This window comes from Burkholderia cepacia ATCC 25416, assembly GCF_001411495.1.
GTDB lineage: Bacteria > Pseudomonadota > Gammaproteobacteria > Burkholderiales > Burkholderiaceae > Burkholderia > Burkholderia cepacia.
Genome location: NZ_CP012982.1, coordinates 2,489,960 through 2,503,321 on the forward strand (window position 1 = coordinate 2,489,960; position 13,362 = coordinate 2,503,321).

The window sequence follows — 13,362 nt, forward strand, 5'->3', positions numbered from 1 at the left end:
GCCGGATCGGGCGGCCGGGCATCCGCCGGGCGCGTCGATGGCGCGCATTGTTGCATTTTCCCGATCATGACATTTTTGAAAAGGGGAGTTGCCGGCCGGTTTTTTGATTGATAATCTGCGGCACGTTCGAATGAACAGTTGGTGGGCTGCCGGGAATATCGATATATAAAAATGCTGAGAGAGCGATGACGATCCGAGAAAATCAACGCGTCAGGTTTCGCGTCGGCGATGTCGTGACGCTGAAGACGGGCGGGCCGCGCATGACCGTGACCTATGCCGGGCCGGTCGTATTCGACGACGGCGACTGGCTGATCTGCCAGTGGTTCGACGAACACGGCGAATTCCGGCAGGAAATGTTCCCTCACGACACCGTGGTGCCGGAGCCGCGCGCGATTTCGGCCGGGCGTGTCCGCATGCGCATGCAGTCGCATCGCTACCGGTCGGCTGCCTGACATTCACCTGACATCGCGAGGCGGCCGCACGCGGCGCCCGCGCCGCGACATTTCACGCCGGCCCGAAACATGCGGCGGTGCACTGCGTCGATACTGTCTGCATGAACCCGACCGATCCCATCGCAGCGGTTACGCACCGCGATCCCTATCCCTACTATGCGGCGCTCGTCGACGGGCCGCCGCTCGCGTTCGACGCCACGCTCGGCCTGTGGGTCGCGAGCCGCGCGGCCGCCGTGACGGCCGTGCTCGGCCATCCGGCCTGCCGCGTACGCCCGCTGGACGCGCCCGTGCCGCCCGCGTTGCGCGGCACGACGGCCGGCGCGCTGTTCGGCGAGCTGGTGCGCATGAACGACGGCGCGTTGCGGCACGACGTGCCGAAGCAGGCGCTGCGCGCGGCGTTCGCGTCGATCGACGCGGCTGCGCTGCGCGACCGTGCCATGCAGCTCGCCGCGCGGCGCCTGCCGCCGCCGGGCGATGCCGGCGCGCTGAACACGTGGTGCATGACGGTGCCCGTCTGCGCGGTCGCGGATCTGCTGGGCTTCGACGAGACGCAGCTCGACGCGATCGCGGCGCTGGTGGTCGACTTCGTCGCGGCGCTGTCGCCGCTGTCCGATGCCGAGGCGCTGGCCCGCGCGAGCGACGCCGCGCGACAGTTGCTCGACCGGATGACGGTGCACGTCGCGCAGACGCGTGCGCACGACGGCACGCTCGTCGCCGCCGTGCAGCAGGCTGCCCGTGCGGCGGGCTGGCAGGCAAGCGGCGCGCTGGTCGCGAACCTCGTCGGGCTGCTGTCGCAGACGTGCGAGGCGACCGCCGCCTGGCTCGGCAATGCGCTGGTGGCGTGGAACGGGGGCGCGGAATCGGGCTTGGAAGCGGGCTTAGAAGCGGGCGCGGGCGCCGCGCGCGTCGTGCCGGACGATGCCGCGCTCGACGCGGTCGTTGCCGAAGTCGGGCGCTTCGATTCACCGGTGCAGAACACGCGCCGCTTCGTCGCATCGCGCACGACGATCGAAGGCGTGACCGTCGAAGCCGGCGACGCGATCCTCGTCGTGCTCGCCGCGGCGAATCGCGACCCGGCCGTGCATCGCGATCCGCACCGGTTGATGCCCGGCCGCGCGGCCGGGCCGAATTTCGGTTTCGGCACGGGGCCGCATGGCTGCCCGGGCGAGCGGATCGCACGGGCGGTGACAGCGGGGGCGTTCGGGGCGTGGCTGCGTGCGGGCGGCGGGCCGCGGCACGACGGGCTGGCGTGGCATTACCGCGCGTCGACCAACGTCAGGATGCCGAAGTTCGACGCGGCAGGGTGATCGGGAAAGAGGGACTTAACGGCAGCCTTGCTTTTCCGCCCATTGCTCCTGGGCGGCGACACGGCGCTGCACGCGTTCGACGAGACCGGTTGAAAAGGTCCGCATGCTGATGCCGCGACGCTTGGCGAGGATCGTCTGCGCGACATCGGTGCGGGGGTTCGGCTGGCAGGCCCAGTACAGCGTCATCAGCCAGCCGATGCCGGTCCACCCGAACAGCGCGTTGAACATCGCGACCGTCAGCTTGTCGTGCCGGCCACGCCGGTCGGCAATGACCGCCGGCAGAAAATAGATCGCGATCGCGGCCACCGAACCGGCCACTTGAATCAGGACTGCGTTCTGCATGTTGCTGCTCCATCCGAACTGCAATGGAGCCGATTGTCGCGCTTTTTTCGTTCGCGTGCAGGCCGCGCTCAGACAATTGATTGTTGCGGTTTTAATGATGATCAGCCGGCTTCGGTGTCCGCCGGCTGCATTTCGTTGCTCAGCGCGAAACCTTCGTCGCGCCAGCCCGTCACGCCGCCGATCATCAGCTTGACCGGCCGGCCGAGGTGCGCGAGCCGGATCGCCGCGCGCGCGGCGCCGTTGCAGTGCGGGCCCGCGCAGTAGACGACGAACAGCGTGCCGGCCGGATAGCCGGCGAGCTTGCTCTCGATGATCTTGCGGTGCGGCAGGTTGCGCGCGCCGGGCACGTGGCCGGCGGCGAACTGGTCGGGGCCGCGCACGTCGAGCAGCACGAAATCGGGCGCACCCGATGCGAGCGCGTCGTGCACGTCCCAGCAATCGGTCTCGAAGCGCAGCGACGCCTCGAAATGCGCGAGGGCGGCGGGGCTGTCGGCAGCGGGGACGTCGGTGACGTAGGACATGGTCGAGTTCTCCTGAAGGTTGAGCGGAACGCAGTGGAATGAAGGGCAGTATCGCGGTTCGGCGACCGTCGCGGCAGTGGCGCGATCGACAAGTTCCGGTAACATCGCGCCATGCACAATCATCTCGTCGTCGCGCTCGCCTACGATCGCCTCTGCACCTTCGAATTCGGCTGCGTGGTCGAACTGTTCGCGCTCGAACGCCCCGAGCTCGGGGTCGACTGGTATCGCTTCGCGGTCTGCGCGAGCGAGCCGGGGCCCGTGCGCGCGGCGGGCGGCATCACGGTCGCCGCGCCGTATCGGCTCGCGATGCTCGATCGCGCCGATACCATCGTGATTCCCGGCTGGCGCGATCCGGACGAACCGCCGCCGGAACCGTTGCTGAAAAAGCTGCGGGCCGCGCATCGCCGTGGCGCGCGGCTTTGCTCGATCTGCTCGGGCGTGTTCGTGCTGGCCGCGGCCGGCGTGCTCGACGGCCTCACGGTGACGACCCACTGGCGCTATGCGGAGAAACTGCAGGCGCGTTATCCCGCGCTGCGCGTGAATCCCGATGCGCTTTACGTCGACGAAGGGCAGGTCGTCACGTCGGCCGGATCGGCGGCGGGGCTCGACATGCTGCTGCATCTCGTGCGCCGCGATCACGGCGGCGCGATCGCGAACCGGGTCGCGCAGCGCCTCGTGCTGCCGCCGCATCGCGACGGCGGCCAGGCGCAGTTCGTGCCGCGCCCGGTCGCGCCGGGCGGTACCGACCGGCTCGCGAAGCTGATCGACTGGATGCGCGCGCACGCGGCCGAGCCGCACACGCTCGCGTCGCTCGCCGCGCAGGCCGCGATGAGCACGCGCACGCTGCAGCGGCAGTTCGCGGACGCGACGGGGATGTCGCCGCTCGCATGGCTGATCCGCGAACGCGTGAACGTGGCGAAGGACATGCTCGAAGCGCATCCCGCGCTGTCGCTCGCGCAGGTGGCGGCGCGTGCGGGGTTCGGTTCAGAGGAGTCGCTGCGGCGGCATTTCCGGCGCGTCGCGGCGACGAGCCCGGCCGCGTACCGGCGCGGGATGGATCGTGGCGTAAGATCGCAGGACGCTTGAGCGCCGCGCTGTTGCGCGGTGGCTTTCGTACCCGGCGGCGCACCGCCTGACCGGGGCATTCCGGACGAAAGCGCAACAAACCAACAACATGACTCTCAGAGAGAACCTCGGATTCGGCTTCATGCGCGACGACGCGCACGTCTATTGCCACGATGGCCCGCTGCGGGACCGCGCCGGCAACCTCATCGAAGGCATCGCGATCGACAGCTTCCGGCCGTTGTCCCGGTATCTGGCGACGGACGGCGTGCGTGCCTATGCGTGCACTTTCACGTGGTTGCGCTTCACCGTGCTCGACGTCGACGCCGCGACGTTTCGCCTGCTGGACGAGTCGCATGCCGTCGACGCGAACCATGTCTATTTTCAGAACCGGAAACTTGCCGGCGCGTCGCCTGCGCGCTTTCGGCTGCTGAGCGAATCATGGGGGCATGACGACCGTTACCTGTATCACTACGGCAAGCGCATGCGCGGCGCGGATCCCGCGACGCTGCGTCGGGTCGGCGCGTATCTGGTCGACGCACAGCGCGTCTGGTACGGCGGGCGGGCACTGGAAGGCGCCGATGCGGCGAGCTTTGTCAGCGCGGATGAAGTGGCGCAGGATCAGGCGACCGATCGCGCGCGTCCCTACCGTTACGGCCATGCGGATGATCCCGGCCCGCGCGAGCAATGGGAACGCAACTGGTCGCCGTTCTTCGCCGCGCGTCCCGAATTGCAGGGGTACTGGTGGCATGCGCTGATCGGGCAGGCCGTGGCGGACGTATCGACGCGGGAACTCGGCGGCGGATACCGGGTGGTCGGCGATCAGGTGTACCTGCACGACCTGCCGCTGCTCGAACCGGATGCAGGGACGGTCCGGTGGCTCGGCGATTCGTTCATCGCGGACCGCTCGCGGCTCTATTCGTATTCGGAGTACCACAAGGGCTTTCTTCGCGGAGGGCCGCTTCCGGGCGATCCTGCGCAGTGGCGGCATCTTGGCGGGCCGTGGTATCAGGCCGGCGACCATTGCTATCGGCAGCAATGGCGCGGCCATGCGGAGGCCGCGAAGGTCGACGGCAAGACGTTCGAGATCCTGAACGATACCTATGCGAAGGATCGCAATGGCGTGCTGTGCATGCTGGTACGCAAGCGCGGCATCGATCCCGCACGAATCGAAGTCGTCGGCGACGACCATCTGCGGGAGGGGGACCGGCTGTTCTATTTCGGCAAGGAAGTGAAGGCCAGGTTCGACGCCCCGACGGCCGAACCGGTCGGTCACGGCTTTCTGCGCGACGGGCAGGGGCGATTGCTGCACTACAACCAGCCGTATCGGCGCGGCGTCGACGGAGCGACGCTCACGTTCCTGTCCGAGTATTTCGCACGGGACCGTGCGCGGGCCTACGTCTATTGCAACGGCGCCGAACTCGTGCCGCTGCCCGGCGTCGATCCGGCCGCCTTTCATCTGGAGCAACCCGATATCGGCACGGACGGTAGTCGTCGCTACGTGTATCAGGCATGGCTGGCTGCGTGGCGCGCGCGTGACAGGTCACCGATGCCCGACTACGTGCCGCCGGACTACGTGGCGCCCGAAGCGGGAACACGGGCCGATGCCGGACCGGCGCCCGAATCGGTGTCGGCGAACGGGTTCCGGCACGCGTCGCCCGCCGGGCCGGACGCCGCCCGCCGGGCGTGCGTGATCGAATGGTCGCGCGACGAGGCGGGCGAACCGCGACTCGTCGTGGCCGGCGACGGATTCTGCGACATCTGGGATCTGGCGCAGCGGCAAGTGGTCGCGTCGTTTGCGCTGCCTCGTCCGTTCGTGCCCGACGAGACGGAGGCGACGGCCATGGACCGACTGCGCAACGTGCCGGTGAGCGCGTCGGCCGATGCGTCGTTGTCGACGCTGATTGTCGCGTACTGGGACAACACGGCACTTTACCGGGTCGATGCCGCGAGCGGTGCAGCGGACGCGTGCTGGCGGGCAGACAGCCGTTATGACGATCCGGAACGGGTTCATCTGTCGCCCGACGCGCGCGAAGCGTGGGTGCGCATCCGCAACCGGCTCTATCGCGTGCCGCTCGCCGGCGACGGCACGCTCGACGTGCTCGATTACGATCTGGCCGACCAGCGTTTCCAGGACGCTCCGTTCGCGGTGAGCGCCAGCCGGCATCGCCGTGCATTCGCGCGGGACGCGGCGCTGACGGTGCGCACGGATGGCGCGACCGATTGCGACATACCCGGTGCGGACAACGGCTTTCCATGCGCGTTTTCGGACGACGGCACGCGCGTGCTGGCGCGCGACGCGAAATTCGTGTTGCGCGAGTTCGACGTCGACAGCGGCAAGCGCCTCGCGTTGCATCGTGGCGGCTGGTGCGAGCGCAAGTGGTTCAAGAGCCAGGCCGGCTGGATCGGCGGGCGCCCCGTGTTCGTCGGCCTGCCGATGGGCGGGCAGGGCGAGGTCGACATCTGGGATGTGCTCGACAACCGGCTGCTGTTTCGCATCGAGGCCGCCGCACGCGTGCCCGAGCCGGACGCGGGCTGACACCGTCGCGACGCTGCGGTCGGTCGCGGGAAGAACGCCGGGCGATTCCGACGCCGATGCGAGCAGCCGACGCGATCGCGCCGCGATACGGCGCATGCATCCTCCAACCCGGCGACGACGGTGCAGCGCAGGCGGCCAGTGACCGGAGCAACCGGCCGCGTGTACTGAACGGCCGCGTGCCACCGCGGCCGGTGCAGGCTCACCGCGGAATGGTGTCGCGCGCCTTCTGTTTGATGCACGCGATCCGGTACACGCCGTCCTCGACTTCGACACCGTGCGTGTCGTGCGTGAAGCCCGGGAAGCGCAGGTCGTACTGCTCGAGCGCCTTCAGGTAGCCGAGCAGCGGGCCGTCGGCCGGCCCCGCGTTCTCGCCGGGCATCAGCAGCGGAATGCCGGGCGGATAGGGCACGACGCCCGTCGCGACGGTGCGGCCTTCCATCTCCGACAGCTCCAGCATCTCGATGTCGTTGTGCACGAGATGCTCGAACGCCTCGGCCGGGCTGTAATCGGGCTTCGGCAGCGTCGAGAAGCCGCGCGACATCATCTCGGTCGTCTTCAGGTCGCTCATCGCGCTGAACATCAGGTCGCACAGGTCGCGCAGGCCGAGCTTGCCGTAGCGTTCCGGGTAGCGCGCGACGAGTTCGGGCAGCACCTGTTCGAGCGGCGCGTTCGCGTCGTAGTCGCGCTTGAAATCGAGCAGCGTGTTGACGAGCGTGCCCCACTTGCCCTTCGTCACGCCGAGCGAGAACAGGAACAGGATCGTGAAGTCGGTCGTCTTCTCGACGACGATCCCGTGCCGGTCGAGATACGCGGTGACGACCGATGCCGGAATGCCGACCGGCATCAGCCCGCCGTGCGATGCGACGCCCGGCGTGACGATCGACACCTTGATCGGGTCGAGCATGCAGTAGTCGTCCTCGATTTCGCCGAAGCCGTGCCACGTGTCGCCCGGATGCAGTACCCAGCACGACGGGTCGGTGGCGAGCAGCGTCTCGTCCGCTTCGTGGAAGCGCACGCGGCGGCCCGTCTTGCGATCGACGACGTTGTCCGGCTGCCAGCCGTTGAAGAACCAGTCGTTGTTCTCCGCGCATTCCGCATGCAGGCGCGCAAGCATCTGGCGGAACGCGACGGCCTCGCGGATCGCGTCGGTCGTCAGCGCCTCGCCGCCGGGGCCGTCCATCATCGCGGCGCTCACGTCGTTCGACGCGATGATCGCGTAGTTCGGCGACGTCGACGCATGCATCATGTACGCCTCGTTGAAGCGCGCATGCTCGATCGGGTTGCGGCCGTCGCGGACGTGGATGAACGACGCCTGCGACAGCGCGGCGAGCAGCTTGTGCGTCGATTGCGTCGCGAACACCGTCGGCTTGCTCGCGTCGTGCTGCGACGGATCGCCGTGCATCGCGTGACGGTCGCGGTAGATCGGGTTGAAGCGCGCGTAGCCGTACCACGCCTCGTCGAAGTGCAATCGGTCGACGCTCTGCCCGAGCAGTTCCTCGACGCGTGCGACGTTGTAGCAGAGGCCGTCGTACGTCGAGTTCGTGATCAGCGCATGCACGGGCGTCGGGTCGATGCCGTCGCGGCCGCGCACGAGCGGGTTCGCGTCGATCGCGAGCCGCACGGCGGCGGCCGTCAGCCGTTCCGGCATGATCGGCCCGATGATCCCGTAATGATTGCGCGACGGAATCAGGTAGGTCGGAATCGCGCCGGACATCGTCATCGCGTGCTCGGCCGACTTGTGGCAGTTGCGGTCGCACAGCGCGACCTGGTTGCGCGTGACGCTCGCCATCAGGATCACGCGGTTCGACATCGACGAGCCGTTCGTCACGTGATACGTGCGGTGCGCGCCGAACACGCGTGCCGCGTAGCGCTCGCTTTCGCCGATCGGGCCGGAGTGGTCGAGCAGCGAGCCGAGTTCGCCGACCGAGATCGACAGGTCCGAGCGGAACAGCGCCTCGCCGAAGAATTCGAAGTACGCGCGGCCGACCGGCGATTTCAGGAACGCGGTGCCGCCGGTGTGACCGGGTGTGTGCCACGAGTATTCGTACACGCGCGAGAATTTCGCGAGCGCGCGGAACATCGGCGGCAGCACGGTCTCGCGGTAGCGTTCGATCGCGGCGACGATCCGCCCGCCGATGAACGCGGTGGTGTCCTCCAGCATCCAGATGAAGTCGTCGGCCTTGCGCATCGCGTCGACGGGAATCGCGGATGCGCTGGCACGGCTCGCGAGCAGGAACACGGGCACGGTCGCGTTGCGCGCGCGCATCGCGTCGAGCACGGCCTGCGCGGGCGCGTGGCCGGCGTCGTTGCCGAGTTCCCAGTTGAGCAGCAGGCACTGGATCGCCGGATCGGCGGCGACGACCGCGCAGGCATCGTCGGCGGACGTCGCGATCACGACGTCGACGAGCCGGGTGCGCAGCTCCTCGGCAAGCGCCGTCGCGGCGCGCCCGGTGGCCGTGCGTTCGTCGATGTCGTGCTGCACGAGCAGCGCCTTCATGCCGAGGCGGCGGAAGGCCGGTTGGGTCAAGGATGCGGTCATGTGTCATTCCCCCGTTTGCTGGGTTGCCTGGGCGCTCGCGGCAACGGCCGGCGAGCGCGCGTGAAGGGTGTCGGCCTGGTGACGGCCCACGGAAATCCAGAAGGTCGCGGCGAGCGCGGCGATGGTCACACCGAGCGCGAGATAGCGCACCCAGCGCGGCGAGCGGCCGCCCGGATGCACGTGGGTTTCCTCGATCTCGCGCTGGCGGTTGATCGACAGCTCGTAGAAGACGATCGTCGCGACGACGAAGATCAGCGACCAGCGCGTCTGCTGGCCGTCGGAGCCGACCATCGCCCACAGCGCGTAGACGGCGCCGATCAGGCCGACGATCGTGTAGAACGTGAACTGGTGCGACGGCATCTTGCCGTAGCCGAGCACCTTGATCGCGATGCACGAATAGATGTACGGCAGCAGCGTCATGATCACGGCGATCGACGCGATCTTGCCGAACTGCTCGCTGGCGCTCGGCGACATCGTCGCGAGCACCTGCACCGACATGATCAGCGCGACGATCGCGAGGCCGGCCGACGGCACGTTCTTCGAGTTGACGCGCGCGAACACGCTGGCGAACAGGCCGTCGTCGGCCGCGGCCTTCGCGGTCTGGCCGACCAGCAGCGTCCAGCCCGCGAGCGAGCCGAGGCAGCCGAGCGCCGCGCACAGCGCGACCGCGTTCGCGGCCGTATTGCCGAGCGCGAGGCGCGCGGCATCCGCGAACGGCGCGCTCGATGCGAGCAGCGCCTTGTTCGGGATCATCCCCATGATCACGGTCGAGCTGAGCACGTAGCAGACGGCCGCGAGCACCACGCCGCCGACGGTCGCGATCGGCACGTTGCGCGACGGGTTCTCGACGACACCGGCCGACACCGACGCGCTTTCCACGCCGATGAACGCCCACAGCGTGAAGTTCAGCGTCGCGCCGATCGCGCTGAAGCTGTTGGTGCCCGACACGTTCCAGCCGGCGAAATACACGTCCTTGCTGAACCAGAACCAGCCGAACACGGCCATCCCGAGGATCGGCACGAGCGCGAAGACCGTCGTGACCGACTGCACGCGGCCGACGACGTTCGGCCCGAGGATGTTCGCGTACGTGAACAGCCAGATCACGAAGATCTGCGCGAGCGCGAACACGAGCGGGTCCTTCAGTACCGGGAAGAAATGCGTGAGGTAGCCGAGGCCGGCGACCGCGAGGCCGACGTTGCCGAGCACGTTCGCGAGCCAGTAGATCAGGTTGGTCTGGTAGCCCATGTACGGGCCGAACGACTTGCGCGCATACGCGTACGGGCCGCCGGCGGCCGGGTCGATCGCGGCGAGCTTCGCGAACACGAGCGCGAGCGACACGGCGCCGACGACGGTGATCAGCCAGCCGAAGATCGCGATGCCGCCGGTCGCGGCGAGGTTCGCGGGCAGCATGAAGACGCCGGAGCCCATCATGTTGCCCGCGACCATCAGCGTGGCGGGAATGACGCCGATTTTCGGCGCGGAAGCCGCGTCCGGCGTGGCGGCGGCGCGGGAGGAGGACGAGCTGGCATCGGACATGCGACGCTCCTTGAGAAGGCGTGTTTCGGTTGAGGTAACGCGGTGTGGCGCCGGTCGACGATTCCGGTGTGGTTCGTCGTTTTAATTGACGCGTTCATGTTATCGCTCGGGGCGATTATTAATAAGGGTAAACGCTTGTATTTAATAACTTGAATATTGATCAATGTCATTGAAGCCGGTGAAACGGTGTTTGGCTTCGGGTTCGGCGGCCCGTGTGGAAAGGCCGGAGCGCGTTTTTGCCGATTCCGGTCCGGACGGGTGGGATCGTGCCGCGGAAGCTTCGAAGAATAATCGCTTTTACTAACCGGTTAAATCAATTCGTGACGCAAATGGCGTGGCAATCGGAGTTTGAGTTTGTCGGTTATTATCGGGTGCATTAAATGCGTGCCGCCGGCGCGCGCGACCACCGCTTCTTCCCCGAGGATGATTCCGATGACGACGCTGCCTTCCCGTTTGCCGCTGATCCAGGCCCCGATGGTCGGTTCACTGAGCCCGCTCGCGATCGCCGTGTGCGAAGCCGGCGGGCTCGGCTCGCTCGCCTGCGCGGCACTGGGCCCGCAGCAATTGCGCGACGAGATCGCGGCGATCCGGGCGCGCACGCCCGCCCCGTTCAACGTGAACTTCTTCTGCCATACGCCGCCGGCGCCCGATGCCGCGGTCGACGCGCGCTGGCGCGCGGCGCTCGCGGGCTACTACGCAGAAGTCGGGCTCGATCCGGCCGACGTGAAGGGCGGCCCCGGACGCGCGCCGTTCGACGATGCGATGTGCGCGGTCGTCGAAGAGCTGCGGCCGGCCGTCGTGAGCTTTCACTTCGGGCTCCCGGACGATCCGCTGCTCGATCGCGTGCGGCGCACGGGCGCGCAGGTCGTCTCGTCCGCGACGACCGTCGAGGAAGCGCGCTGGCTGGATGCCCGCGGCGTCGACGCGATCGTCGCGCAGGGCGCGGAGGCCGGCGGCCATCGCGGCATGTTCCTGACCGACGACATCCATGCGCAGCCGGGCCTGTTCGCGTTGCTGCCGCAGATCGTCGACGCGGTGCGCGCGCCGGTGATCGCCGCCGGCGCGATCGCCGACGGGCGCGGCATCGCGGCCGCGTTCGCGCTCGGCGCGCGCGCGGTGCAGATCGGCACCGGTTACCTGCTGACGCCGCAGGCCGGCCGCTCGGCGCAGCATCGCGCGGCGGTGCGCGCCGCGCGCGACGACGGCACGCGCCTGACCAACCTGTACACGGGCCGCCCCGCGCGCGGGCTGCTGACGCGCTTCATGCGCGAACAGGGGCCGATGAGCGCGCTCGCGCCGGCGTTTCCGCTCGCGACGGCCGTGGTCGATCCGCTGCGCGGCGCGTTCGAGCGGCAGGGCCGCGACGACTTCTCGGTGCTGTGGTCGGGCGAGGCCGCGGCGCTCGCGCGTGAAGAGGACGCAGGCGAGTTGACGCAGCGCCTGTGGCGCGATGCGCTGGCATGTGCGGCGGGGCTGCGCGACGCGTTTCCGCAGGCGCGCTGAGCGACCGGGAAGGGGGCGCCGGCGCGGGAGCATCGGCGTATCATCTGGGTTTTCGTCAGCCCGATCCAGGCACCCCCCCACCATGACCTCCGTCGACACTACCCCCGTCCTCGACCATGACAAGCTCGTTACCTTCATCGAGCGCAAGTGGAACGATGAAATCCTCCACGCACTGACCGACTACATCGCGATCCCCGCGAAGAGCCCTGCATTCGATCCCGACTGGGCGAAGCGCGGTTATCTCGAGCGCGTCGTCACCGATGCCGCGCAGTGGGCCGAGCGACAGCCCGTGAAAGGCCTGAAGCTCGAGATCGTGCGCCTGCCGGGCCGCACGCCGGTGATCTTCTTCGAATCGCCCGCCACGCGCCCGGGCAGCACCGACACGATCCTGCTGTACGGCCACCTCGACAAGCAGCCCGAGTTTGACGGCTGGCGCGCGGACCTCGGCCCGTGGACGCCAAAGTACGAGAACGGCAAGCTGTACGGCCGCGGCGGCGCGGACGACGGTTACGCGATCTACGCGAGCCTCGCCGCGCTCGGCGCGCTCGACGAGCAGGGCATCGAGCGGCCGCGTTGCGTCGGCCTGATCGAGACCTGCGAGGAGTCGGGCAGCTACGACCTGCTGCCGTACGTCGACGCGCTGCGCGACCGGCTCGGCCAGGTGTCGCTCGTCGTGTGCCTCGATTCGGGCGCCGGCAACTACGACCAGATGTGGCTCACCACGTCGCTGCGCGGGCTGGTGTCCGGCGACCTGCAGGTCGAGGTGCTCGAGGAAGGCGTGCATTCGGGCGTGTTCGGCGGCATCGCGCCGTCGAGCTTCCGCGTGATGCGCCAGCTGTTCGAGCGCCTGGAAGATGCGAAGAACGGCAACCTGCTGCCGGGCGTGTTCCATTGCGAGATTCCCGACAGCCGCGTGCGCGAAGCCGACGCAGCCGCCGCCATCCTCGGCGACGCCGTGTGGAAGGGGCTGCCGTGGGCCTGCGGCGCGGACGGCAAGCCGGTGCTGCCGACCACGACCGATCCGCGCGAGGCGCTGCTGAATTCGACGTGGCGCCCGTCGCTGTCGGTGACCGGCGCGGCCGGCATGCCGGCGCTCGCGGATGCGGGCAACGTGCTGCGTCCGCGCACTGCGTTCAAGCTGTCGCTGCGCCTGCCGCCGCTCGTCGACGCCGCGCAGGCCGTGCAGCAACTGAAGGAACTGCTCGAACTCGACCCGCCGTATAACGCGAAGGTCACGTTCAAGCCGGACGCGGGTGCCGCGACGGGCTGGAGCGCTCCGGATCTCGCGCCGTGGCTCGCGTCGTCGCTCGATGCCGCGTCGCGCCGCCACTTCGGCGCCGATTGCGCGTACATGGGCCTCGGCGGCACGATCCCGCTGATGAACGTGTTGCAGGAAGGTTTCCCGTCCGCCCAGTTCATGGTGTGCGGCGTGCTCGGGCCGAAGTCGAACGCGCACGGCCCGAACGAGTTCCTGCACGTGCCGTACGCGAAGAAGCTGACGGCGGCGGTCGCGGACGTGATCGCGACCGCGCGCTGAGCGCCACGACTGCCCGACCCGACC

10 protein-coding genes are annotated in these 13,362 nt (G+C 68.6%); 6 read left to right on the forward strand and 4 right to left on the reverse strand.

All coding sequences use genetic code 11. The features are described 5' to 3' along the window. Positions 1-185 precede the first annotated feature (185 nt). Complete coding sequence (locus APZ15_RS28340) at positions 186-452, forward strand: YodC family protein (protein WP_027789582.1); 267 nt, start codon at positions 186-188, stop codon at positions 450-452. 101 nt (positions 453-553) lie between these two features. Continuing rightward, positions 554-1,759 (forward strand): cytochrome P450, encoded by a 1,206-nt coding sequence (locus tag APZ15_RS28345; RefSeq protein WP_027789581.1) that lies wholly within the window; start codon positions 554-556, stop codon positions 1,757-1,759. A 15-nt stretch (positions 1,760-1,774) separates the two neighbouring features. Here the strand turns inward: APZ15_RS28345 and APZ15_RS28350 are convergent, their stop codons facing one another. Together APZ15_RS28350 and APZ15_RS28355 are read right to left on the reverse strand one after the other, a co-directional pair. Beyond that, positions 1,775-2,101 carry a superinfection immunity protein gene (locus APZ15_RS28350; RefSeq protein ID WP_011354384.1) on the reverse strand — a complete coding sequence of 109 codons (327 nt, stop codon included), beginning with the start codon at positions 2,099-2,101 and terminating at the stop codon, positions 1,775-1,777. Positions 2,102-2,202: 101 nt separating this feature from the next. Next, on the reverse strand, positions 2,203-2,622 hold the full coding sequence (locus APZ15_RS28355; protein ID WP_027789580.1) for a rhodanese-like domain-containing protein: 420 nt from the start codon (positions 2,620-2,622) through the stop codon (positions 2,203-2,205). A gap of 111 nt (positions 2,623-2,733) precedes the next feature. Here APZ15_RS28355 and ftrA point away from each other — a divergent pair, with 111 nt between their 5' ends. After that, positions 2,734-3,708, forward strand: coding sequence for a transcriptional regulator FtrA (ftrA, locus tag APZ15_RS28360; protein ID WP_027789579.1), 975 nt, complete (start codon positions 2,734-2,736; stop codon positions 3,706-3,708). An 88-nt stretch (positions 3,709-3,796) separates the two neighbouring features. Continuing rightward, entirely contained in the window at positions 3,797-6,223 is a 2,427-nt protein-coding gene (locus APZ15_RS41295; RefSeq protein WP_088611398.1) for a DKNYY domain-containing protein, read from the forward strand. Between the two features lie 199 nt (positions 6,224-6,422). Here the strand turns inward: APZ15_RS41295 and APZ15_RS28370 are convergent, their stop codons facing one another. Then, entirely contained in the window at positions 6,423-8,762 is a 2,340-nt protein-coding gene (locus APZ15_RS28370) for an Orn/Lys/Arg family decarboxylase (protein ID WP_027789577.1), read from the reverse strand. A 3-nt stretch (positions 8,763-8,765) separates the two neighbouring features. After that, positions 8,766-10,298, reverse strand: coding sequence for an arginine/agmatine antiporter (adiC, locus tag APZ15_RS28375; protein ID WP_034195968.1), 1,533 nt, complete (start codon positions 10,296-10,298; stop codon positions 8,766-8,768). 432 nt (positions 10,299-10,730) lie between these two features. Here adiC and APZ15_RS28380 point away from each other — a divergent pair, with 432 nt between their 5' ends. After that, positions 10,731-11,801, forward strand: coding sequence for an NAD(P)H-dependent flavin oxidoreductase (locus APZ15_RS28380; protein WP_027789576.1), 1,071 nt, complete (start codon positions 10,731-10,733; stop codon positions 11,799-11,801). An 82-nt stretch (positions 11,802-11,883) separates the two neighbouring features. Further along, entirely contained in the window at positions 11,884-13,338 is a 1,455-nt protein-coding gene (locus tag APZ15_RS28385; protein WP_027789575.1) for a M20 family metallopeptidase, read from the forward strand. Positions 13,339-13,362 lie beyond the last annotated feature (24 nt).

Excerpts from the sequence above, each read along its gene's own strand:
- APZ15_RS28370 (WP_027789577.1), bottom strand. The coding sequence starts at position 8,762 with ATGACCGCATCCTTGACCCAACCGGCCTTCCGCCGCCTCGGCATGAAG.
- APZ15_RS28380 (WP_027789576.1), top strand. The coding sequence starts at position 10,731 with ATGACGACGCTGCCTTCCCGTTTGCCGCTGATCCAGGCCCCGATGGTC.
- APZ15_RS28345 (WP_027789581.1), top strand. The coding sequence starts at position 554 with ATGAACCCGACCGATCCCATCGCAGCGGTTACGCACCGCGATCCCTAT.
- APZ15_RS41295 (WP_088611398.1), top strand. The coding sequence starts at position 3,797 with ATGACTCTCAGAGAGAACCTCGGATTCGGCTTCATGCGCGACGACGCG.
- APZ15_RS28350 (WP_011354384.1), bottom strand. The coding sequence starts at position 2,101 with ATGCAGAACGCAGTCCTGATTCAAGTGGCCGGTTCGGTGGCCGCGATC.
- adiC (WP_034195968.1), bottom strand. The coding sequence starts at position 10,298 with ATGTCCGATGCCAGCTCGTCCTCCTCCCGCGCCGCCGCCACGCCGGAC.
- ftrA (WP_027789579.1), top strand. The coding sequence starts at position 2,734 with ATGCACAATCATCTCGTCGTCGCGCTCGCCTACGATCGCCTCTGCACC.
- APZ15_RS28385 (WP_027789575.1), top strand. The coding sequence starts at position 11,884 with ATGACCTCCGTCGACACTACCCCCGTCCTCGACCATGACAAGCTCGTT.
- APZ15_RS28355 (WP_027789580.1), bottom strand. The coding sequence starts at position 2,622 with ATGTCCTACGTCACCGACGTCCCCGCTGCCGACAGCCCCGCCGCCCTC.
- APZ15_RS28340 (WP_027789582.1), top strand. The coding sequence starts at position 186 with ATGACGATCCGAGAAAATCAACGCGTCAGGTTTCGCGTCGGCGATGTC.